The sequence below is a fragment of the Ferrovum sp. PN-J185 genome (assembly GCF_001581925.1).
In the GTDB taxonomy this organism is placed as follows: Bacteria; Pseudomonadota; Gammaproteobacteria; order Burkholderiales; family Ferrovaceae; genus PN-J185.
In genome coordinates this window covers 552,347-576,128 of sequence record NZ_LQZA01000001.1, presented here as the reverse complement: position 1 = coordinate 576,128, position 23,782 = coordinate 552,347, and the positions used below count along the sequence as shown (strand labels likewise).

Below are 23,782 nucleotides of genomic sequence, written 5' to 3'. Positions count from 1 at the left end.
TTCCTGTTTCAAATTAAGCAGTTAATTGCTCAATTAAATTCTTTATTTCACGAAGTGAAGCATTAAGCTCCACTCTTTTATTGAATTGCTTCTCTTGTTTTAACTTTGATTCAATTTTCATCAATTCATTAGTATTCTTTTTAAATTCTTCATTTCTTTCAAATAATGCATCTACGCCCTCACCTCGTCTTGGTTCGATGGGACTTAATGCCTGCAAGACCTGTTCGTAAATTGAAGCGAGACTAAGTGAATATTGCAAATCAACCCTTTGACTATCAACTGCCAACCATTCAGTTGAGTAGTAATCAGTAAGCACCCATTTGCCATCAGCTGAATTACTCTTCCGCTTATAGGCAGCGACTAATCTAACCTTGTCACCGCTTTCAACTTCAAATAGAACCGGAAACATCACGGCCTGATCTATACATCGAAGTACATCATCGCCAAGATCGACTCCTTTGAGTACAACCTTGAAAACTTGTAGCTCGGGCACACCTTCAGTAGACGGTAGATTTATTGTTTCAGGTGCTAGCTTGTAGAGCCAAACTATCTGCTCAACCTGTTTTACAAACAGATCTTTTAGCTTTCTTGTCAGTGATCCATGTTCATAAAACTTGGTTTTTGGGATAACTCGCCCAAAATACGCTTGCTTAGGAAAGTTAAATAACGTGCTTGTCATTTAACTTCCTGCACAACAATGAAGGAAATAAGCTCAAACTCATCAAGTCCCGCAATCGTGTTGACTAACGCTGTTGTCTTGCCACTTGAAAACAAGCTATCTAAGTCCTTCTCTTCCTTCACGTCAATCATCGACTTGATCGCTTTACTTAGAAGTTCAGAGTGCCCTTGCATCTTGCGACCATCGGCTGTTTCATCATTAAATCGCCTGCAAGCATCTAGTACTGGCTCAACCTGACCTTTGCAGCTACTTCTTACCAAATCAAGCAGTGGCTTTACTTCCGTATGGTTAGCCACAACATTGCCGTCCTTGCCTACGTACACAAGGTAGTACGGGTGCAGACGATTATGCTGATTGATGTTGACGCTTTCGTTACGATTACGGAGTGTAAAGATTGCTCCAGCAGGTAGCCCTTGCTCTGGTTTAGCGGCAATGACGGCATGCATACCATTTGGTAAGCCTGCTAAGTCACCGTTTGTCTTTACGTAGTTCAACAAGTCCATGCGGAAGTCGTTCAACCCCAAATCGGTGATCGACACGCCTGTTTTTAAATCCTCAAGCTCAATCACCTCTTCTTGCAGTTTTCTCAGCTGTTCTTTTCGATAAGCAACATCATTAGCTTGCGAACTTAGTACGTTGTCATCGCCCGTAGCTGTCACGTCAGCAATCATCATCCGACTTTCGACACGCTCCTTCAGATTAATGTACTCATCAAGAGATATGTCAGGCCAGTAGTTAGCAAGCTGGATGCTGTCATTTTGCGATCCGATTCGATCAACTCGACCAAAGCGTTGGATGATGCGAACGGGATTCCAGTGAATGTCATAGTTCACCAAGAAATCGCAGTCCTGAAGGTTTTGACCTTCAGATATGCAGTCAGTACCTACAAGTATGTCAATGTCGGCTGACTCGTTCGGCAGGACACACATTTTCTCTTTGGATCTTGGGGAGAACAAGGTAAGCAACTCTTGAAAGTCATAGCTCCTTTTCAACGTGGACTTTGGTGCATCCTTACCAGTCACACGAGCACTGTTCAAGCCCTTTTCGCTTAGAAGCATAGGAGCAAGCTGCTCATAAAGGTAGTTGGCTGTGTCAGCAAAAGCCGTGAAGATCAATACTTTTTTGTTGCCAGCATTTATTGGGTTGTCGATTTTCTTAAAGATCAGGTCTTTAAGGTGCTGCAACTTAGCGTCATCGGCAGGCGTTATTTTTTTCATTGAAGTTAACAGAGCATCAATGATCTGCATGTCAACTTCAAGATCGTGTTTCCACGACGGCAAGTCCATGTCGGCAAGATTAATCTTTACCTTGCTGCCAATTTCATCATCACTTAGAAGAGGAACATCATCTTCGTCAGCCTCAAGCGTTTCAACCTTGTCCGTCCAATCACTTACTGAAGTAGCTGTACTGCCTTGATCGAATGCAGCAATCTTTTGCAAAGTACTGCTGTGATTGTTCTTAAGGCTTTGAAGAGTTAACCTGAACGACTCTACAGAACTTTCCAATCGCTTGAGCAAGTTAACGGTCATCAACGCTTGCAGACTCTTCTCACGGTCTAGCTGTCTTAACTTTCCTCGATTGCCCTCAACCTGCGTGTCATACATGTCCTCGTACTTTTTAAGGCGACTCGGCAGGATGTAGCTAACAGGTGCGTATACAGACAACTTCAAGAGGCTAAGCTGTTCAAAAATCTCATTGAAGCTCATCACATCTGTTCTGTGTGTGAGTTTGCAATTAAATGAAAGTGGCTTACGACGCTCAGGGAACTTGCCAATGTCAGTCGTATCGTAGAACGTCTGTATGTGCTTTCTAGAACGTGCAATGGTCACACTATCTAGCAGTTCAAAAAAATCAAAGTCCAGCGAATCAAGAATTGCTCGTGCTGTACGCTCTTCAGGTGGAAGCTTTGCCCAACGATTGAATGCAAGCTGAGCATTGCGGAAAATATCTTCCACTGACTTACCTGTCCGCAAGCGTTTGGTTAGATTTTCTGAGTCACCTTCATACGCTAATGCGAGCTGATTACGTAAATCAGTGAAACGGTTATTCACGGGTGTGGCTGACAACATCAACACCTTAGTCTTTACGCCTTGGCGAATAACTTGATTCATCAGCTTTTGATAGCGTGTCTCTTTGTCCTTGTATGCGTCGTTGTTACGGAAGTTGTGTGACTCGTCGATCACCACAAGATCGTAGTTGCCCCAATTAATTCGATTCAACGGCGTACCAAAAGACTCGCCCGAAGTTCTACTCAAATCAGTGTGAGCAAGAACATCGTAGTTAAAGCGGTCTTGAGAAAAGATGTTTGTCTTAAGGTTGCGGTTGTAGTTCAGCCAGTTATCAGCCAACTTCTTAGGACACAAGACAAGAACAGACTTGTTCCGAAGCTCGTAGTACTTAACGACCGCCAGAGCCGTGAACGTTTTGCCAAGTCCAACGCTGTCCGCAAGAATGCATCCGTTGTATGTCTCTAGCTTGTTAATGATCCCTGTTGCAGCATCTTTTTGAAAGTTGAACAGCTTCTTCCATATCTGCGTCTCTTGGTAGCCTGTTCGATCATTAGGCAGCACATCTTCATCAAGGTCTTCGAGAAACTCGTTGAATATGTTGTAGAGCATCAAAAAGTAGATGCGTTCAGGCGAGTTTTCTTGATACACAGACGCAATGTGGTCGCAAATCTGCGTTGTCACATCTTCAAGCTTGTCCGTGTCATTCCATATCTGTTCAAACAACGTCAAGTAGGTACTTGTAAAGGACTTGTCGTCCATCTTGTTTACTAGGTTCGAAACGGCATTGCCTTGCTGATAGCCAAGGTCAACGGCTGTAAAACCATGCAGTGGCATGTAGGCAGTGTCTAAGCCCTCTGACTGCACACATGCAAACTGCTGCATGGGTGCTCTAGACTTGTTTGACTTAAACGTAGCTTTACGACGTAACCAGTTAGCACATTCCTTGGCTATTGCTCTCTGAGTCAGTTTGTTGCGAAGCTGTATCTCAAATTCTGTACCGTAAAGACTCTTCTCACGATCAAGCTTAGGTATGTGAAACTCTCGACGCTCCTTGGTTACCTTGTCAGTAACTTCATCGGCTGTAAACGTTGGGGCTGTAAAGATGAATTGGAGTGAGTCGATCTTTTCAAGCTCAGTCTTCAAAGCTTCGTATGCATACATGGAGAAGCACGAAGCTGCTACCTTGAGACGGGATGCAGGCTTGAGCGTGCCTTTAAGGTCGTCACCTAACAGGTGATTGATGTTGTCTAGTAGCTCCATGGCTTAGCCCTGTGCCTTCGACTTTTTTTGCTGTTTCTTAGAGCTTTGTGCTGTGTCCACATGCTTGACAAAGTCCTTCATAAACTCCCGAAGCACTTGTGCTGCTGGAACATCCTTCTGATGACATGCAGACATGAACGCATCCCGTAGCTCAGGCTCTAGACGAATACGCATTCCAGCATCTTTCATGTCATTCTCTCGGTTACACAATGTGTATCCAATGTAACCCAAGTGGCATGTTTATGGAAAGTCTTTTTTATCAAACTGAGCTGCAAGCTGTCATAGCTGCTGCCCATGGTGGTCAGGGGTTAAAAATCATCATCTTGAAAGCGTAAGTACTGCCCAGCAACTTTTTACGCAGCTGAATTTTTTGACTTGCACAGCCTTTTTCGGTGAGCTGCAATGCTTTTAAAGCCCTACAAGCGGCGTATTGCCACGCAGAGCTACATGCACCAGCACTTTTGCTTAAAACGCTGTGTAGGGCTTGTACGCAAATCTTCGTCTAGCCGTGGCATTTGTGCCACGAAACGCAGCTAAATAGCACTGAGCATAAATTACACAAAACATGCTCAGTGCAGCTAAGTCGTTGATTTTATTGAGGCAAAAAAAGGCAAAAAAGGGGTAGGAATTTTGAACATACGAAAACATACTAATAGCACTGTTTCAATATCAAAGCGGAAAAGACAAATGACCAAGCAAGCTAAAACACTTAACGAACGCGAACTGCAACGTTTGCTGGATTTTGTGAACAAAACAAAAAACGCAAAACGCAATCGGGTGATCCTGCTGCTTACGCACTTGGCAGGAATGCGTATTGGTGAAGTTGCTGCTGTGCGTGTTTGCGATGTGCTTGCAAGCGATGGCACTGTGCGTGATGAAATTAACCTTACAGCTGCTCAAACAAAGGGCAACCGTAGTCGTAGCGTATTGCTTAACGAACGTATGCAAGCTGAGATTGCAAGCTATATCAGCACAGTTCGCGTTCGTGATCCAAAGCAAGCCCTTTTTGCCACACAACGCAGTGCAGCGTTTACAGCCAATTCACTTACCCAAGTTGTTAACGGCATTTATAAGCAGGCTGGAATGGACGGCTGTAGCAGCCACAGTGGTCGCAGAGGCTTTCTTACTAACCTAGCTGAAAAAGGCGTGAGTGTTCGCGTAATGATGGCACTTGCAGGACATGCAAATATGGCGACAACACAACGTTATATTGATTTACGTCCGGGTGTGCTGCGTAACGCTGTTGAATTAGTTTGAAAGCTTATTGCTTTTGCACATACATACCATCTTTAACAGTGTAGTCTGCCAATGCATTACTGACCATTTTTTCATCTGTAGTGTGATAGTAAGTGCGTTCTATTTGGGCAATAGAAGTTCCGCACATCTCAGCAATTGCAGTAATTGGCACATTACTATTCATACGTTTGGTAATAAAATAATGCCTACAGCTATAAGGCACTAAATCACGGTCTTGCCTGTTGATTTTCGCAATTTCTAAGATTTTATCGAAATGATATCCAATTGCTCGAGGTGAAATTTGACTGGTACCGTTATTACTAAAAACTAGATAGTCAGACAACATTGCTTTCGCTTCAGTGTCATTTGCTTTTTTAAAATGCAGTTTATGTACGAGCTTGAAAAGTCTTTCCAAATACCTTTCTGAATCTTTAACCGCAAATCTTCTGGTCTTTCCTGTTTTACTTGTAACGCCCCGAACAGTTATTTTTACAAGATCAAATTCTTTGGTTCTAGCCCTTTTATGCTCCATATCCTTAACATCAGCCCATGTAAGCTGCATCTGCTCTCCACGACGCATACCTGACATCAAAGAAACACCTAGGTAATAGCCAGTAATAGCTTTAGTTAGATTCTCTTTATTTTCTAGGTCTTTCTCAGCTTCGGCTATGTAGGCCCTCAAAGCAATTGTTATTTCATCAAATTCGTAATCTGTAAATGTGTTTCTACGGTTAGCTTCATCACCCGTATCTATGCGTGGAAGTTTCTTAAAGTCAAAACTGTCAATATACGTTTCACCACGTTTGTATAGCCACTTCATCATTGCATTGACTGTGGACTGCTCGTTTGCAATCGTAGTTGTACTTACCTGTAATTTCTTTTTACCTTTTGTGCGATTAATTAGGTAATCCTCACCGTCCGTCCGCTCAAGTTCTTTCAGCTTTACATCGCGACCAATAAAATTAAGCCAATGCTCAAGGTGCGTCTTGATAGTTCCATAACGGCCTTTAACAATGCCATTAGGCTGCCCTATTTCTTTCTCACGACTTTCAAGATACTTTTCTACGCCAATTTTAGTTGTGAGTGAAAAATACTTTTTCCCGGCAAGTTCGCCAGCTTTAAGCTCGTGATAGTGCAGCTTAGCCTTATCGATTGCCGTACTCTTATTTCGGGTTTTTAAACTAAATCGGGCGTATTTGTGCTCTTTGGTAAGCCACATTCGGAATTGCCAATACTCTCCACGCTTGTAAATTACAGCGTCATCAAATATTGCCTCTTCACCTTCTTCAAATGTTTTTTTCTTAAGCGTCATTTAGGGCTGCGGGTTGCTACGATTTTGAGTAGCTGCAATTTTGTGCAGCTTTACGTGCAACTTTAAGCTCGGTGCTTAATAAAATCAAGAACTTATTTTGGTGTGTGTCACTTCTGTGTAACTTCTAAATCGTTATAAATCAACAACTTACAATATAAAAACTACTCCCACTCAATAGTCGCAGGAGGTTTACCGGAAATATCGTAAACCACTCGGTTTATTCCCCTAACTTCATTGATAATTCTGTTAGATACTCTACCTAATAAATCATAAGGTAATTCAGCCCAATGAGCAGTCATAAAATCACTGGTAACCACTGCGCGTAAAGCAACCACATATTCATATGTTCTGCCGTCGCCCATCACACCCACAGATTTAACAGGTAAAAATACAGCAAAGGCTTGTGATACTTCGTCATACCAACCCGCTTGTCTTAATTCATCAATAAAAACAGCATCCGCACGTTGTAACAGATCAACAAATTCCGCTTTAATCTCCCCCAGAATTCTCACCCCTAAACCAGGACCTGGGAAAGGATGTCTGTAAACCATTTCCTGTGGCAGGCCTAAGGCAACACCCAGCGCGCGAACTTCGTCCTTAAACAGCTCACGAAGAGGTTCAAGTAACTGTAAATGTAGTGTTTCTGGTAAACCACCCACATTGTGGTGTGATTTAATGGCATGTGCTTTACCGCTCTTCGCTCCCGCTGATTCAATCACATCAGGATAAATGGTACCTTGAGCTAACCATTTAACTTGTTTTAACTTGTCCGACTCTTCTTGGAATACTTCAACAAAAATACGGCCAATAATTTTACGTTTTTGCTCCGGATCTGTAACGCCTTGAAGCTCTTTAAAGAAACGCTCCTTAGCATTCACGTGAATAACTTTGACACCCAAATGTTGAGCAAAAGTAGCCATTACCTGCTCAGCTTCTTGGTAACGCAACAACCCATGATCAACAAAAACACAAGTGAGTTGTTGGCCAATGGCTTGATGAATTAATGCCGCTGCAACTGAGGAATCCACACCACCTGAGAGTCCCAGCAATACTTCATCTTGACCCACAGTTTGGCGAATATGATTGACCGCTTCGCTCACATAATCAGGCATGGTCCAAGAGCTATCGCAGCCACAAATTTGATGCACAAAACGCTCAATGATTGCTCTGCCTTTTCTGGTGTGGGTTACTTCAGGATGAAACTGAACGCCATAAAAGCCTCTTGTTTCATCTGCCATACCCGCAATTGGAGTGGCCGCATTATCACAGATTACTTTAAAGCCTGATGGTAATTCAGTGACTTTATCGCCGTGACTCATCCACACTTCAAGTAAACCATGGCCTTGGTCATTAGTGCGATCTTGAATATCTTTTAGTAATGCTGAGTGACCTCTGGCACGAACCTCTGCATAGCCAAATTCACGATGGACTGCATTCTCAACGCGCCCCCCCAATTGTTGTGCCATGGTTTGCATGCCATAACAAATACCTAAAACTGGGACACCTAACTCAAACACTACTTGAGGTGCGGAAGGTGGAGTACTCTCAGTCACCGATGCCGGTCCGCCAGAGAGAATAATTCCCTGTGGGTTAAATTCACGAATGAATGCTTCACTGACATCATAGGGGTGCAATTCACAATACACCCCAGCTTCACGAACTCGTCTTGCAATCAACTGCACATACTGTGCACCAAAATCAATAATCAGAATTTTTTGTCGAGACATACACAATCAATCAATATGGTAATTAGGAGCTTCTTTTGTTATATGCACATCATGCACGTGTGATTCACGAATACCGGCATGGGAGATTTCCACAAACTCAGCTTTTGCATGAACATCCGTAATGGTCGGACAACCCAAATAACCCATAGAAGCTCGTACTCCTCCCATGAGTTGATGAATCACCGCTAATACTGACCCCTTATAAGGAACACGACCCTCTACCCCTTCAGGAACGAGTTTATCAGCATTGTTTTCACTGTCTTGGAAATAACGATCACTGGATCCTTGCTGCATGGCGCCCAGTGAGCCCATACCACGATAAGACTTGTAGGAGCGACCTTGGAATAACTCAATTTCACCAGGTGCTTCTTCAGTTCCGGCAAATAAACCACCAATCATGACAGCACTGGCTCCCGCTGCAATGGCTTTAGCAATATCTCCAGAATAACGAATGCCCCCATCAGCCACACAGGGTACTCCAGTACCTTGTAGCGCTTCTGCCACATTACGAATTGCAGTAATTTGCGGAACACCCACACCGGCAACAATACGTGTAGTACAAATAGAACCTGGACCAATACCCACTTTCACCCCATCAGCGCCAGCTTCAACCAAAGCCAGGGCACCCGCTGCTGTAGCAATGTTGCCACCAATCACAGGGACATCAGGGAAATGATGTTTAACCCAACGCACGCGATCAAGGACCCCTTGGCTATGTCCATGGGCAGTGTCTACCACTACCACATCCACTCCTGCAGCAACTAATGCAGCCACACGCTCGTCAGTCCCCTCACCCACTCCCACCGCCGCACCAACCAACAATCGACCACTTGAGTCTTTTGTGGCGAGAGGGTGCTCAGTGGATTTCATAATATCTTTAACGGTAATCAAGCCACGTAACTGGAACTGATCGTCTACCACCAACACTCGCTCAAGGCGATGTTGATGCATTAATTTCATGGCCACATCACGGGAATCGTTTTCATGCATGGTGACCAAACGATCGCGTGGCGTCATGACATTTTTAACAGGTTGATCTAAGCGACTTTCAAAACGCAAATCACGGTTGGTGACAATCCCTACTACCTGCTTACCCTCTAAAACAGGTAATCCTGAAATACGATATTGACGAGTCAGTGCAATCACATCCCTGACAGTCATGTCTGGGGTTACGGTTATTGGATCTTTCACCATACCTGACTCAAAGCGCTTTACTTTAGCCACTTCACGTGCTTGCTGTTCAATGGATAGATTTTTGTGAACGATACCAATCCCCCCCTCTTGAGCAAGAGCTATGGCTAGACGTGACTCGGTCACTGTATCCATTGCAGCTGAAATAAGAGGAAGATTAAGTGTTAATTGACGAGTGAGTCGGGTGCTTAAGGAGACATCCCGAGGCAACACCGTTGAGTGTGCAGGCAGTAATAACACATCGTCGAATGTGAGTGCCTTTTCTACTACACGCATGGTAAAACCCCTTGGCAAAACAATATTATACGCATGACTTAGCTGATCTTAAAGAGAAATTTAGGGTACATGAAGGAATTTAAAGGAAAATTCAAGTATTTAAACACGTTAGGCACGTTGGCGTCGTTGCTCTTTAGGGTTGACCAAACGTGGTCTATAGATCTCAACACGGTCCCCTTGATTGAGTTTTGTGTGATGTGGCCTTACCTTTCCGTTAATACCAAAAACCAACTGTGCTTTTTCATGTTGAGGGACATGGTCCAAGATATGACTCAATTGAATAGCATCTTCTAACGTCGTTAATTCTGGTACGCTTAATGACGTTAGCCATTGTTGATCACGTAGGGCATAGACCACCTTAATATCCACGTATTCCCCTACTATGCAAATCATCAGCGCGTGAGACAAAGGCATCTACCATGGTATTGGCTATGTGTTGAAATACTGGGCCCACTACCTTCTCTAGCAATTTACTCGAAAACGTCCACTCCAAGACGAATTCAATTTTGCATGCATCTTCTCTTAGGGCTTTAAAAACAAATTCACCTCGTAAATGCTGAAACGGGCCTTCCACCAATTCCATTAATACCCGCTCACCAGCCACTGAGGTATTACTGGTGGTGAATTGCTGCTTAAGACCATGAAAATTAATAAAAATCGTGGCTTTGGTGTGTTCTGCTTCACGCTCATGAATGACTGCTTCACTACACCAGGGTAAAAATTCAGAATAGCGTGGGATATCCTCCACCAATTGCCACATAGACAAAGCGGGATACATCACTAACACACTTTTTTCAACTCGTGTCATACCACTTCCATTTGAGTTAGAATAATCAATTCAACCTATTAAGATACCTGTAAATGAGTATTATCGACAACCGTAAAGCATTTCATGACTATTTTATTGAAGATCGCTTCGAAGCTGGCATTGTCCTGGAGGGCTGGGAAGTGAAGGCTATTCGAGCTGGTCGTGCACAAATTAAAGAAGCCTACATCACGGTTCTTAATGGTGAACTATGGCTGTTAGGCTCACACATTAGCCCCTTACAAACTGCCTCTACCCATGTTAAACCAGATCCCACCAGAACCAGAAAACTCCTGTTACATGGTAATGAAATAGCCAAACTAATTGGTCAGGTAGAGCGCGCTGGTTACACCTTAGTTCCTCTAAATATGCATTATGCAAAAGGGAGAATTAAAGTGGAAATTGGTCTTGCTAAGGGTAAAAAACAATACGACAAACGTGAAGCTGAAAAACAAAAAGACTGGCAACGTGAGCGTCAACGAATTCTCAAACAGGGTTGAGTTGACGAAATACAATACATTGTTTATAAATACATTTAATTGTCTTTCATTGTGAGTGTCTGTTAGAACTCAATAGTTTAGCCATCCAACCCCCGCCAGACACAATCAATAACCAATAATAAATAAAACTGATCAAATTCATCAAAAAGTCTGACTATCTCTTATAGTAATTTCTCGTTATTGTTATTCCTATAACACGTTTCACCCACAAACCATAAAAACACACGTGGGCCCATTCTTTATTTTGATTCACCATTGAGGAGAGAAGCCATGGCAGTAAAAAAGTATAATGCCGGTGTAAAAGAATACCGCAGTACTTATTGGGAACCCAATTACTCTGTAAAAGATACGGATATTCTTGCTTGTTTTAAGATCACCCCCCAACCAGGAGTTGATCGTGAGGAAGCCGCAGCGGCTGTTGCTGCTGAATCCTCAACGGGTACCTGGACCACCGTTTGGACCGATTTACTAACTGATTTAGATCACTACAAAGGTCGTGCTTATCAAATTGAAGACGTACCCGGCGATGACACCTGCTTTTATGCCTTCATCGCTTATCCATTTGATTTGTTCGAAGAAGGTTCTGTGGTTAACGTCTTTACCTCATTGGTAGGTAACGTATTTGGTTTTAAAGCCATTCGTGCGTTGCGTTTAGAAGACGTACGTTTCCCCATAGCCTACGTCACCACTTGCGGTGGCCCTCCCCATGGTATCCAAGTAGAACGCGACATCATGAACAAATATGGTCGCCCTCTGTTAGGTTGTACCATTAAGCCTAAACTTGGCTTGTCTGCTAAAAACTATGGTCGTGCTGTGTATGAATGTTTACGCGGCGGTTTGGATTTCACCAAAGACGATGAAAACGTTAATAGCCAACCCTTTATGCGCTGGCGCCAACGTTTTGACTTCGTTATGGAAGCCATTCATAAGGCAGAGCGCGAAACAGGTGAACGTAAAGGTCACTACTTAAACGTTACCGCTCCTACTCCAGAAGAAATGTATAAACGCGCTGAATACGCTAAAGAAATCGGTGCACCTATTATTATGCATGACTACATCACAGGTGGTTTTTGTGCCAACACGGGGCTTGCCAACTGGTGTCGTGACAATGGTGTGTTACTTCACATTCACCGTGCAATGCACGCTGTATTAGATCGTAACCCGCACCATGGTATTCACTTTAGAGTATTAACCAAGATCCTACGTTTATCTGGTGGCGATCACTTGCACTCAGGCACTGTGGTTGGAAAACTCGAAGGAGACCGTGCTGCCACATTAGGCTGGATTGATTTAATGCGCGAAAGTTTCATTAAAGAAGATCGTTCACGCGGTATTTTCTTTGACCAAGACTGGGGTTCTATGCCAGGCGTCTTGCCCGTTGCCTCAGGTGGGATTCACGTATGGCATATGCCGGCACTGGTTAACATTTTCGGTGATGATTCAGTTCTTCAATTTGGTGGCGGCACATTGGGTCACCCATGGGGGAACGCTGCCGGTGCTGCCGCTAACCGTGTGGCGCTAGAAGCTTGCGTAGAAGCGCGTAACCGTGGTGTCGCCGTAGAAAAAGAAGGTAAAACCGTATTAACTGATGCGGCTAAACACTCTCCAGAACTACGTGTTGCCATGGAAACCTGGAAAGAAATCAAGTTTGAATTTGACACCGTCGACAAACTCGACGTGGCACACAAATAAACCAGATTGCGAGGAGAAAAAATTATGTCTGAAATGCTCGATTATAAAAGCCGTTTAAGTGACCCTGCTAGCCGTAAATTTGAGACTTTTTCCTATTTACCAGCACTCACTCAAGAACAAATCCGTCAACAGGTTGAGTACATTGTAAAAAAAGGCTGGAACCCAGCCATTGAACACACTGAACCCGAACATTTGATGGATACCTACTGGTATATGTGGAAGCTACCCATGTTCGGTGAGACTGATGTGGATGCCATTTTGGCTGAAGCAGAATCTTGTCATAAAGCCAACCCCAACAATCACGTACGCTTGGTGGGTTATGACAATGACAAGCAATCTCAAGGGGCGGCCATGGTCGTCTATCGTGGTAAAACAGTCTAAGGTGTAGGCCTATGTCTGATCTACTCGATCAATACCGCATCCCAACAGAACCCTACTACCGTTCTGTTGCGGATGAGGTATCTCTCTTTGAAGCCGCTTACTCTGTGCGTATGCCAATGATGCTAAAGGGACCCACAGGATGCGGTAAAACCCGTTTTGTTGAATATATGGCCTACCGTCTTAATCGACCATTAATTACGGTAGCCTGTAATGAGGATATGACAGCCTCTGATTTGGTGGGACGTTTTCTGCTGGATCGTGATGGCACGCGCTGGCAGGACGGTCCTCTGGCAACGGCTGCTCGTCTGGGCGCAATTTGCTATTTGGATGAAGTGGTAGAAGCACGCCAAGACACCACCGTGGTGATTCACCCCTTAACCGATAACCGTCGTGTATTACCACTGGAAAAGAAAGGGGAGCTATTAAAAGCCCATCCTGATTTTCAGTTGGTTATATCCTACAATCCTGGTTATCAAAGCTTAATGAAGGATTTAAAACAATCCACCAAACAACGTTTTGGCGCGCTTGATTTTAACTATCCTGAACATGATATTGAGCGCGATATTGTGGCCCATGAAACGGGCGTGACCACTGAAATTGCCGATAAGTTAGTGGCCATTGCTGAACGAGCAAGAAACCTCAAAGGTCACGGTCTTGATGAGGGAATCTCAACGCGCATGTTGGTTTATGCAGGTAATTTAATTGCTAAAGGAGTATCGGCACACAATGCCTGTCGTGTGGCTCTAGTTCGTCCTATTACAGATGATCCTGATATGCGTGACGCATTAGACGCCGCCGTCACGACTTTTTTCTAGTCACTGACAATGACCTCTCAATTAGGTGAATACCAAGAACTGATTAGTGAATTGCCAGAGCGCGTGCAGGAGTTAGTACACGAGCACTGGCATGAAGCCTGTCGTTCTCTCTCGCCTTTGGGATTACATCATTACCTTCAAGGGGCACTCTCTCTCACCCACTTAAGACGTGGAGAAGAAGTCATATTGGCTTGGGTGACATGTTGCCCGTTAATTAGTAAAGATATTGGTGATGAGATACTTGATGATCTCATTAACTGCGCCCTTTCTTTGTCATCTAAAACCTCTGCAACGGTTGTGGAACGCGTCTTAAGTACTAGCCCCATTGCAGCAAGACGCTTAAACGATAAAGAACTTTTTGTGCAGTATTTACAGTTTCTCCAACAACTCTCAGCCAGCGCTCCACGGGGTATTCGACCCATGCTAGAGAATCTAGAGAGACTGTTTGAACAACTCACATTGGGAGGATTGCGACGCTGGGCTCAATGGGGAGCCAGTGCGTATAAAACCCAATTTGAAGAACAACTACAGTACTTTTCGCTCACCAGTCGTGAGTCTTTAGCTGTATTACAGCAAGAACGAAAAGGTGTCTTACTCGTTGATATTCAACGACGTATTAATATGTACTTACGAGCGCTCTGGGGACGTGACTTTTTTATGCGCCCCACCGCAGGTGACCTTGATAATCGACAAGGGAGCCAACCCTTCATTGAAGACTATTTATTTCATCTGCCTGATGCCCTAGATGATTTTGCTGGCATTTCAGCCATTGAACTCTATCGAGCCACCGCCGCCCATTGCGCAGCACACATGGTGGAGACGACAACTCCCTTATCTGCTGAAGCCTTGAATCCCTTACAAATGGCCATCATTGGACTGATTGAGGACGCCCGTGTTGAAGCATTGAGTTGTCAGCGCTTTCCTGGCCTTAAAAAACTATGGGGTGGTTTTCATACCATTACTCCAGAACAAAATCATCGTGCCGCAGATTACTTTGCTCGTCTAGCACGAGCATTAATTGACGACACCTATATTGACCCTGATCCATGGGTCAATGAAGGAAAAGTATTATTTACAACACAACAACAACGCCTTCACGATAACCAGCTCTCTTGGGATATCGGTGTCACGTTGGCTCATCGCTTCTTAGAAAAACGACTTGAATTTAATCCACGTCAAGATGTAATAACTATCCCCTATAGAGATGACAATCGCTATTTCTGGGAATTTGAGGGGTTTGATTTTGAGCGCGCTCTTGAAGCGGGATATGAATCCACCAAGCAAATCAGAAAACACGTTAATGTCATGGAAATGGCTAATGAAGTGGATGTAGAAAATGCGGGGGAAGATGCTGAGGAGATTTGGGTTTTGCCCACCGAACTCTATCCCTATGAAGACATGGGGGTATCTTACAATGAGAGTGAAGGGACTCCTCCTATCTCTGATCCCTATTACTACAGTGAATGGGATTACCACATTCAACTCGATCGTCCCTCGTGGAGTACAGTATTTGAAAAACACAGCAACAGTGACGATCCAGAAAAAATTAACGCTATTACCCTAGAACATAAACGTCTTATTTCACGCATGAAATTCCTTCTTGATGCCCTTCAGCCTCAAGGGGTGACGCGTTTGCGTAAACTCGAAGATGGCGATGAAATCGATTTAAATCGGGCCATTGATAGCGCCATTGAACTGCGAATGAATAAACAACCTGATCCGCGCATCATGATGCGCTCGATCAGAAAAGTGCGTGATATTGCCGTTTTGGTATTACTTGATCTCTCCCAATCCACCAATGACAAAGTGGTGGGTAGTGACAAAACTATTCTTGATTTAACCAGAGAGGCTGCTGCACTGTTAGCTGATGCCATACACAAGGTGGGTGACCCTTTTGCCATTCATGGCTTTTGTTCAGACGGACGCCATGAGGTCAGTTACTTTCGCTTTAAAGATTTTGACCAAGACTATAGCGATCAAGCAAAAGCCAAACTCTCTGGCATGACAGGACAATTATCCACACGCATGGGAGCGGCTCTACGTCATGCAGGTCAGCATATGGCCAAGCAGCGTGCACAAAAAAAATTGGTGTTATTGATTACCGATGGTGAACCCGCAGATATCGATGTACGTGATCCGCAATATCTGCGTCAAGACACTAAAAAAGCAGTAGAAAGTTTAGGACGTCAAGGGGTTCAGACTTTCTGCATGAGTCTTGATCCACGGGCAGATCAGTATGTGTCCCGGATTTTTGGTATAAAAAACTATATGGTGGTTGATCGGGTAGAACGCTTACCTGAAAAATTACCTCTACTGTATGCGTCACTCACACGCTGACGTATTACAATAAACAGACTATAAACATAAAAAAACAATAACAATAAGTAACCATAATTAAGCGCAGTATTTTTACATTGGGGAGGCAACATTATGCATTTGGGAAGAACAACCTTATCGAAGTTTCTCATTGAGAATATTAGTGGCACACAAGACGGTGCAGCTCTTGCAGCCTTACTCGTTGACGTGGCGGCAGCAGTTAAAGCCATTTCTGCTTTAAGTGCCAAAGGGGCTTTAGGAGGCGCCACGGGCACCCTTGATACCATCAACGTACAGGGCGAAACACAAAAACCTTTAGATGTTTTATCTAACACCGCCTTTGTTAATACCTTTCAGTTAGGTGGTTTAGTGGCAGGAGTTGCTTCTGAAGAGATGGATGACCCCTTCCCGATTCAACCTCCTCATACCAGAGGACCTTTCTTAGCTATTTTTGATCCACTTGATGGCTCATCCAATATTGATAGCAATGTCTCTGTGGGATCAATTTTTTCTATTCTACGTGCCCCTGAAACAGGTGAGCCTGTTTTACAAGATTATTTACAACCAGGTGTAAAACAAGTGGCGGCAGGCTATTCTGTCTACGGTCCAGCCACACTCATGGTAATTACGGTGGGTAATGGTACCCATGGTTTTACGCTTGATCGTGAAGTGGGGAATTTCATCTTAACCCATCCTAATATGCAAATTCCTGCTGATACCAATGAGTTTGCTATAAATACCTCTAATGAGCGTTTTTGGGAGCCTCCTGTCACGCGCTACATTGGTGAATGTAAAGCAGGCAAAACGGGTCCTCGAGAAAGAGACTTTAATATGCGCTGGATTGCCTCAATGGTGGCTGAAGTGCATCGCATTATGATGCGTGGCGGTATTTTTATGTACCCACGAGATACCAAGGACGTCAGTAAACCTGGTCGTTTACGCTTAATGTATGAGGCTAACCCCATGGGCTTCATTGTGGAACAAGCGGGAGGACGCGCATCAACTGGACGTGAGCGAATTTTAGATATTCAACCGGATCTCATTCACCAACGTGTACCCGTCATTTTAGGTTCGCGAAACGAAGTGGACCGGGTTGTACATTATCACGCCCAATATGATGCAGGGTCAGATCAACCTTATGAATCGCCACTCTTTAATGAGCGCGGTTTATATCGTCCATAAAATAATAACCACATAACATAACATCAAGCGAGGTCACCATGTCACGTAAACATCCTATTATTGCTGTAACCGGCTCTTCGGGTGCTGGTACTACCACTGTCATGAACAGTTTTAAACATATTTTTAGACGTGAAAAAATTCACGCACAAATTGTTGAGGGAGATTCCTTTCATCGCTACGATCGCAAAGCCATGCGCGCTGAAATGAAAGCGCAAGAAGAAAAAGGCAATATGAACTTTAGCCACTTTGGCCCTGAAGCTAACCTATTAAAAGAACTGGCAACACTATTTAAGTCTTACGGCGAAACGGGCACAGGTAAAATCAGAAAATACCTTCATGACGCAGGAGAAGCTGAACCCTTCAAACAAGAGCCAGGGACCTTTACACCTTGGATGGATGTGGAACAAGGTTCTGATTTAATGTTCTACGAAGGTCTACATGGTGCCTATGCGGATGCTGAAATCAATGTGGCTGCTAATGTTGATTTATTAGTGGGAGTGGTTCCTATTATCAACCTTGAGTGGATTCAAAAGTTGCATCGTGATCAAAAGTTACGTGGCTATTCACAAGAGGCTGTTACGGATACGATTTTGCGCCGCATGCCTGATTATGTCAGTCATATTTGCCCACAGTTCTCTAGAACTCACGTCAATTTCCAACGTGTTCCCACCGTTGATACCTCAAACCCATTCATTGCCAATGACATCCCCTCAGCTGATGAAAGTATGGTGGTCATTCGCTTTGCCAATCCTAAGGGTATAGATTTCCCCTACTTGCTTTCTATGCTCGATGATTCCTGGATGACACGACCTAATACACTGGTGATTCCTGGGGGTAAAATGGGACTGGCTATGCAATTGATTTTTACACCGATGATTATGAAACTGATGGATATTAAAAATAAGTCCTTTTAATTATGACACTTCAATTTGTTTTTTTTGATTTAGATGGCACCTTGATTGATACCGCAGGAGAAATCACTGAGGCCACCAACCGTGCTCTTGCTATGGATAACATCTCACCTCTACCAAGAGAGTTAGTGCAAAACTGGATTGGTAAGGGAACGGCTTGGTTATTTTCTCAAGCACTCGAGAGCGCCACAGGAGAAGGTAGCCAACAAGGTGCACGCTTTCAGCGTCTCTATCCTGAATTCTTAAAACAGTACGAAATTGTCACTGGACAATTGAGCGAACCCTTTTCTGATATGGAAAAGGTGTTGGCGCTAATAAAGAAAGAAGGAGTGAAATTGGGGGTGGTCACCAATAAAGAGCGCTCGTTAACCTTGCAACTTCTTGATCATTTAAATCTCACTCATTATTTTGATGTGGTGGTGGCAGGAGGCGACGCCAAACGAGGCAAACCCTACCCTGACCCACTGTTACTCGCTCTTGAGAAAGCAGGAGTAGATCGCTCTGGGATTCTTTTTGTGGGTGACTCAATTAATGATGTTGAGGCAGCTCGTGCCGCACAAATTTCCATCTGGGCCTTCACTCATGGCTATAATCATGGTTTACCCATTAGTGAAGCCAATCCTGATCGCGTCATCAATGGTTTTAACGATTTATACGAACAATTAAAAACAGAATTTACTTTTTTACCAATACATTAAATTAGAGAGGTATTAGAACATGGCACTCATCTCCTTAAGACAATTACTCGATCACGCAGCTGAAAACGGCTACGGACTTCCTGCTTTTAACGTCAATAACTTGGAACAAATTCAGGCTATTATGGAAGCTGCTAAAGCCACCAATAGTCCTGTCATCATGCAAGGTTCTGCTGGTGCCAGAAAATACGCAGGTGAACCCTTTTTACGTAAGCTTATTGAAGCTGCTGTGGAAATGTATCCAGAAATTCCTGTGTGTATGCACCAGGATCACGGCTCCAGCCCGTCAGTTTGTCAGCGCTCCATTCGTTCAGGTTTTTCTAGTGTGATGATGGATGGTTCTCTCATGGAAGACATGAAAACCCCCTCAAGCTTTGAGTATAACGTTGATGTAACGCGTCGCGTTGTGGATATGGCACACGCTGTTGGTGTGTCTGTTGAAGGTGAATTAGGTTGTTTGGGCTCACTTGAGTCGGGCATGATGGGTGAAGAAGATGGCCATGGTTCTGATGAACAATTAAGTCACGATCAACTCTTAACTGACCCCGAACAAGCTGCTGATTTTGTGCGTAAAACCCAAGTGGATGCGCTTGCAATTGCTATTGGTACCAGTCACGGAGCCTACAAATTCACCAAAGCACCAACAGGAGATACTCTGGCTATCTGGCGTGTTAAAGAAATCAATGCCCGTATCCCTAATACACACTTAGTCATGCATGGCTCCTCTTCTGTTCCTCAAGAGTGGTTAGAAGTGATTCGTGCCAATGGTGGTGACATCAAAGAAACTTATGGTGTGCCGGTTGAAGAGATTGTTGAAGCCATTAAGTACGGTGTTCGTAAAGTCAATATTGATACTGATATTCGTCTTGCAATGACCGGTGCTATTCGTGCTCACTTATTTAAAAACCCTGGTGAATTTGATCCGCGTAAATTCTTGAGTGACGCTAAAAAGGCGGCAGTAGGTATTTGTAAAGCGCGTTTTGAGGCTTTTGGTAGTGCTGGCCAAGCCGCCAAAATCAAACCTATTAGCTTGGAAATCATGAGCGAGCGTTACGCTAAGGGTGAGTTAACACCACAAGTAAAATAATTTAATCAAATTAGGGAGAGGAAAACCAATCATGACACAAGTGAGCACCAGCACAATGGCGAATGCAATTCGTGCATTAGCCATGGATGCCGTTCAAAAAGCCAATTCCGGCCACCCTGGAGCACCCATGGGTATGGCCGAAATGGCAGTAGCCCTATGGGGACGACATCTTAAACATAACCCTAAAAACCCACTGTGGCCTGACCGTGATCGCTTTGTGCTATCTAATGGTCACGCCTCTATGTTGATTTATGCCCTACTGCATTTAACAGGCTATGACTTACCTATTGAGGAAATTAAAAACTTTCGTCAATTACACAGCAAAACACCAGGTCACCCTGAATACGGTATAACTGCAGGGATAGAGACTACTACCGGCCCTCTCGGTCAAGGTATTACCAATGCTGTGGGGATGGCGTTAGCTGAACGAATGATGGCGGAACAATTTAATAAACCTAATCACGCTATTGTTGATCACTTCACTTACGTATTTATGGGTGATGGCTGTCTCATGGAAGGGATTAGTCATGAAGCCTGTGCATTAGCTGGAACCTTGGGACTCAATAAACTCATCGCCTTTTGGGACGACAATGGTATTTCCATTGACGGTCATGTGGAAGCCTGGTTTGCTGATGACACACCAAAGCGCTTTGAGGCTTATGGTTGGAATGTGATTCGTGCTGTGGATGGTCATAATGTTGAAGCCTTATCAACAGCTATTGAGAGCGCTAAAACCAGTTCAAAACCAACACTCATTTGTTGTCAAACCAACATTGGTCATGGCAGCCCCAATAAAGCCGGTACTCATGATGTTCATGGTGCACCACTGGGGCATGATGAAATCGCAGCCTCTCGTGCTGCACTCAATTGGCCTCACGCTCCTTTTGAAATCCCACAAGAAGTGTACGCGGCATGGGATGCATCTGCATCAGGTCAACAAGTCGAGCAAGCTTGGCAAGATAAATTCAATGCCTATGAAAAAGCCTACCCACAGGACGCCAAAGAATTTTTGCGACGCATGGCAGGTGATTTACCTAAAGAGTTTGAATTAACGGTGATGGAGTTTATTGCTAAGTGCCGTGATAAAGGAGAGACCATAGCTTCACGTAAGGCCAGTCAAAATACCTTAGAAGCCTATGGTCCAACACTGCCAGAGCTCTTTGGTGGTTCTGCTGATTTAACAGGATCAAACCTCACCAATTGGAGTGGTTCAAAATCGCTCAAAAAAGGAGTGCCAGGTAACTACTTAAGTTATGGGGTACGTGAGTTTGGTATGAGTGCCATTATGAATGGTGTGGCATTACATGGTGGCTTTATTCCCTATGGTGGCACCTTCTTAACCTTCTCAGACTATAGCCGTAATGCTTTGAGAATGGCCGCTCTCATGAGAATTCGCAGTATTTTTGTGTTTACTCATGATTCCATTGGTTTAGGGGAAGATGGTCCTACTCACCAGTCCATTGAACATGTGTCAAGCTTAAGGCTCATCCCCAATATGGATGTATGGCGTCCAGCCGATACCACAGAAACTGCTGTAGCCTGGGCTCAGGCAATTGAACGCAAACATGGTCCAAGTTGCTTGATCTTTAGCCGTCAGAACCTCCCTTTCCAATCACGGACCCCAGAGCAGATAGTAAATATCGCCAAGGGTGGCTATGTGTTGAAAGAAGCGGAAGGACTGGCACAGGCGGTCATTATTGCCACAGGCTCTGAGGTATCAATCGCAGTGGATGCTCAACAACAATTACTCAAAGAGGGGATTCCAGTACGTGTGGTCTCAATCCCTTCCACCTTTGCCTTTGATCAGCAAAGTAAAGAGTACATTGATAGCGTATTGCCTCCTGGTATACCACGTGTTGCTATTGAAGCCGGTTCCACTGCCCTTTGGTGGAAATATGGAACAAAAGCGGTATTAGGTATTGATACCTTTGGTGAGTCAGCTCCTGCTGGCGCACTCTTTAAACACTTTAAATTAACTGCTGAGCACTTAAGCTCAACTGTCAAATCGATCTTGTAGTTATTGCAGCGCAACAACCAATTGCTTGGTTGTTGCGTAATTTTCACTTGCAGTTTTCCATCTGTCACATTTTCGCAACAAACTCTTGACATAAATTTGCATTCATTCAGAATTGTAGTGTCGTACTTAGTCTTTAATTCTGTTTTAGTTATACATAGAAAAGTTCCACAAAAATATACTTGTCTGCACAACAAGGGCAGGATTAAAGGAATTTAAAAACTATTAGGGGGTTTTCACAATGAAAATTACTAGCTTTTTATTTAAAGCTCGGAGTGCTTTTTTAGCGCTCATGGGAGGGGTTGTACTACTCTCCTCATTGGATGCCAACGCTATTCCAGTATTTGCCCGTCAAACTGGATTTAAGTGTGTGGCCTGTCACGTAGGTGGGGAGTATCCACAATTAACTGCATTGGGTCGTTACTTTAAGTTAACAGGTTACACCCAAGGTGATGCTAAAAACATCTTTGGTGAAATGACTACTAACTTGGATCGTTCACCGTTTTCTGTATGGTTGCAAGCATCTAAACAGTGGTATGCAAATACTCAACCAAATGGGATAAATGGTACGGCACCTACTTCTGCGTTTGATGCACAAACTATTAGTTTATTTACTGGCGGTCACTTGACAGATAACTTAGGTGCTTTTATTCAATGGACTGCTGCCAAATATGATCCTTTAACTACAGTATCTACTGGACCAAGCACACCTTTAAATTGGACTGTATCAATAGATAACTCTGAAGTTCGTTTAGCAGACCATAGAGTTAATAGTTCTGGTGATTGGATTTATGGTGCATATCTTAATAACCGTATAACTATGTCCGACGTTTGGAATACGCAAGAAAATTGGACTTCAGATTGGATTGGTTATTTTAATTCAGGGTTTAACGGTGTAGCTGGTTTAGCACCTCAAACACAGCTTCAAGGTGGATTATCCCAACATAATGTAGTTGGACTAGGTACTTATTTATTCAAAGATAAAACCTGGTATGGTGAACTAGGTGTTTATAGAAAAGTCTCAAACGGGCCCTTATCTGTTTTTACAGAGGGGGTAGATGCTGCAAGTGCACCAAGCTATAACAATAACTTGTATACACGTTTTGGTTATAACAAAGAATGGGGACCTCATGAAGTCTTTTTTGGTCTTCACGGACTGTTTGGTTCAGGTGACCCTTATGGTGTAAACAATTTATTTAGCCTAGCAAATGCACAAGCCACATGGCAAGATATGGGGGTAGATGCACAATATCAATATATTTTAGACCCTCATTATTTCGCAGCACATTTCCGTTTAACACATGAAAATATGCAAAATAGCGCCCCTCTAGTTGGCGGAGTTGTAGCTAATAATGCTAATACATTAAATGAGTATTGGGCTGATATGACATACATTTATAAAGCTAAGTACGGTGCAATGTTATTCTTCCATGGTGCAAGAGGAACAAATGACACGACACTGTACTCTAGCGGAGTAAATGGTAGCCCTGATTGGGATTCAATTATGCCAAGTGTTTTCTGGGCACCTTATCAAAATATTCGTATTGGCGTAATGGAGACTTTTTATACACGTTTAGGTGGTACCACCTCAAACCTAATTACCAATGCCAATAACCTCCCAGGTTCATTAAGTCCACACTCATTTAACACTACCATGCTCTATGGCAGTGTAATTTATTAATATAGAGAGGAAT

Annotated in this window: 20 protein-coding genes; 12 read left to right on the top strand and 8 right to left on the bottom strand. The window is 43.7% G+C overall.

Annotated elements, in window-relative coordinates; genetic code table 11:
• Positions 1 to 13: 13 nt before the first annotated feature.
• The 3 genes from FV185_RS02840 to FV185_RS02830 are packed head-to-tail and all read right to left on the bottom strand — an operon-like array spanning position 14 to position 4,158.
• Positions 14 to 679, bottom strand: coding sequence for a DUF4391 domain-containing protein (locus FV185_RS02840; protein ID WP_067493353.1), 666 nt, complete (start codon positions 677 to 679; stop codon positions 14 to 16).
• Positions 676 to 3,948: a helicase-related protein gene (locus tag FV185_RS02835; protein WP_067493351.1), complete on the bottom strand. Its 3,273-nt coding sequence runs from the start codon at positions 3,946 to 3,948 to the stop codon at positions 676 to 678. The genes FV185_RS02840 and FV185_RS02835 overlap by 4 nt, the downstream gene beginning before the upstream one ends.
• 3 nt (positions 3,949 to 3,951) lie before the next feature.
• Positions 3,952 to 4,158, bottom strand: coding sequence for a plasmid-related protein (locus FV185_RS02830; protein WP_231862149.1), 207 nt, complete (start codon positions 4,156 to 4,158; stop codon positions 3,952 to 3,954).
• A gap of 477 nt (positions 4,159 to 4,635) precedes the next feature.
• Here FV185_RS02830 and FV185_RS02825 point away from each other — a divergent pair, with 477 nt between their 5' ends.
• On the top strand, positions 4,636 to 5,205 hold the full coding sequence (locus tag FV185_RS02825; RefSeq protein ID WP_067493347.1) for a tyrosine-type recombinase/integrase: 570 nt from the start codon (positions 4,636 to 4,638) through the stop codon (positions 5,203 to 5,205).
• 4 nt (positions 5,206 to 5,209) lie between these two features.
• Here the strand turns inward: FV185_RS02825 and FV185_RS02820 are convergent, their stop codons facing one another.
• The 5 genes from FV185_RS02820 to FV185_RS02800 form a co-directional block, all read right to left on the bottom strand.
• On the bottom strand, positions 5,210 to 6,496 hold the full coding sequence (locus tag FV185_RS02820; RefSeq protein ID WP_067493345.1) for a tyrosine-type recombinase/integrase: 1,287 nt from the start codon (positions 6,494 to 6,496) through the stop codon (positions 5,210 to 5,212).
• A gap of 161 nt (positions 6,497 to 6,657) precedes the next feature.
• A complete protein-coding gene (gene guaA, locus FV185_RS02815) occupies positions 6,658 to 8,223 on the bottom strand; it encodes a glutamine-hydrolyzing GMP synthase (protein ID WP_067493344.1) in 1,566 nt (521 codons plus the stop codon).
• A 6-nt stretch (positions 8,224 to 8,229) separates the two neighbouring features.
• Positions 8,230 to 9,690 (bottom strand): IMP dehydrogenase, encoded by a 1,461-nt coding sequence (gene guaB, locus FV185_RS02810; protein ID WP_067493342.1) that lies wholly within the window; start codon positions 9,688 to 9,690, stop codon positions 8,230 to 8,232.
• 108 nt (positions 9,691 to 9,798) lie between these two features.
• On the bottom strand, positions 9,799 to 10,059 hold the full coding sequence (locus FV185_RS02805; protein WP_197457731.1) for an RnfH family protein: 261 nt from the start codon (positions 10,057 to 10,059) through the stop codon (positions 9,799 to 9,801).
• Entirely contained in the window at positions 10,049 to 10,498 is a 450-nt protein-coding gene (locus FV185_RS02800) for a type II toxin-antitoxin system RatA family toxin (protein ID WP_067493339.1), read from the bottom strand. The genes FV185_RS02805 and FV185_RS02800 overlap by 11 nt, the downstream gene beginning before the upstream one ends.
• A 53-nt stretch (positions 10,499 to 10,551) precedes the next feature.
• Here FV185_RS02800 and smpB point away from each other — a divergent pair, with 53 nt between their 5' ends.
• The 11 genes from smpB (at position 10,552) to FV185_RS02745 (ending at position 23,769) form a co-directional block, all read left to right on the top strand.
• Entirely contained in the window at positions 10,552 to 10,995 is a 444-nt protein-coding gene (gene smpB / locus FV185_RS02795) for an SsrA-binding protein SmpB (protein ID WP_067493337.1), read from the top strand.
• Positions 10,996 to 11,265: 270 nt separating this feature from the next.
• On the top strand, positions 11,266 to 12,687 hold the full coding sequence (locus tag FV185_RS02790) for a form I ribulose bisphosphate carboxylase large subunit (protein ID WP_067493335.1): 1,422 nt from the start codon (positions 11,266 to 11,268) through the stop codon (positions 12,685 to 12,687).
• A 24-nt stretch (positions 12,688 to 12,711) separates the two neighbouring features.
• The gene (locus FV185_RS02785) at positions 12,712 to 13,068 is read left to right on the top strand and encodes a ribulose bisphosphate carboxylase small subunit (RefSeq protein ID WP_067493333.1); all 357 of its coding nucleotides are present in this window, start codon (positions 12,712 to 12,714) and stop codon (positions 13,066 to 13,068) included.
• An 11-nt stretch (positions 13,069 to 13,079) separates the two neighbouring features.
• Positions 13,080 to 13,883: a CbbQ/NirQ/NorQ/GpvN family protein gene (locus FV185_RS02780; protein WP_067493332.1), complete on the top strand. Its 804-nt coding sequence runs from the start codon at positions 13,080 to 13,082 to the stop codon at positions 13,881 to 13,883.
• A gap of 9 nt (positions 13,884 to 13,892) precedes the next feature.
• Positions 13,893 to 16,220 carry a nitric oxide reductase activation protein NorD gene (locus FV185_RS02775; RefSeq protein ID WP_067493330.1) on the top strand — a complete coding sequence of 776 codons (2,328 nt, stop codon included), beginning with the start codon at positions 13,893 to 13,895 and terminating at the stop codon, positions 16,218 to 16,220.
• 93 nt (positions 16,221 to 16,313) lie between these two features.
• On the top strand, positions 16,314 to 17,381 hold the full coding sequence (locus tag FV185_RS02770; RefSeq protein ID WP_067493328.1) for a class 1 fructose-bisphosphatase: 1,068 nt from the start codon (positions 16,314 to 16,316) through the stop codon (positions 17,379 to 17,381).
• 38 nt (positions 17,382 to 17,419) lie between these two features.
• Positions 17,420 to 18,295 carry a phosphoribulokinase gene (locus FV185_RS02765; RefSeq protein WP_067493326.1) on the top strand — a complete coding sequence of 292 codons (876 nt, stop codon included), beginning with the start codon at positions 17,420 to 17,422 and terminating at the stop codon, positions 18,293 to 18,295.
• A gap of 2 nt (positions 18,296 to 18,297) precedes the next feature.
• Positions 18,298 to 18,990, top strand: a complete 693-nt coding sequence (gene gph / locus FV185_RS02760) for a phosphoglycolate phosphatase (RefSeq protein ID WP_067493325.1) — start codon at positions 18,298 to 18,300, stop codon at positions 18,988 to 18,990.
• Between the two features lie 19 nt (positions 18,991 to 19,009).
• Positions 19,010 to 20,074, top strand: a complete 1,065-nt coding sequence (gene fba, locus FV185_RS02755; protein ID WP_067493323.1) for a class II fructose-bisphosphate aldolase — start codon at positions 19,010 to 19,012, stop codon at positions 20,072 to 20,074.
• Positions 20,075 to 20,105: 31 nt separating this feature from the next.
• Positions 20,106 to 22,091, top strand: coding sequence for a transketolase (tkt, locus tag FV185_RS02750; protein WP_197457730.1), 1,986 nt, complete (start codon positions 20,106 to 20,108; stop codon positions 22,089 to 22,091).
• A 238-nt stretch (positions 22,092 to 22,329) separates the two neighbouring features.
• On the top strand, positions 22,330 to 23,769 hold the full coding sequence (locus tag FV185_RS02745) for a hypothetical protein (protein ID WP_067493321.1): 1,440 nt from the start codon (positions 22,330 to 22,332) through the stop codon (positions 23,767 to 23,769).
• Positions 23,770 to 23,782: the final 13 nt, after the last annotated feature.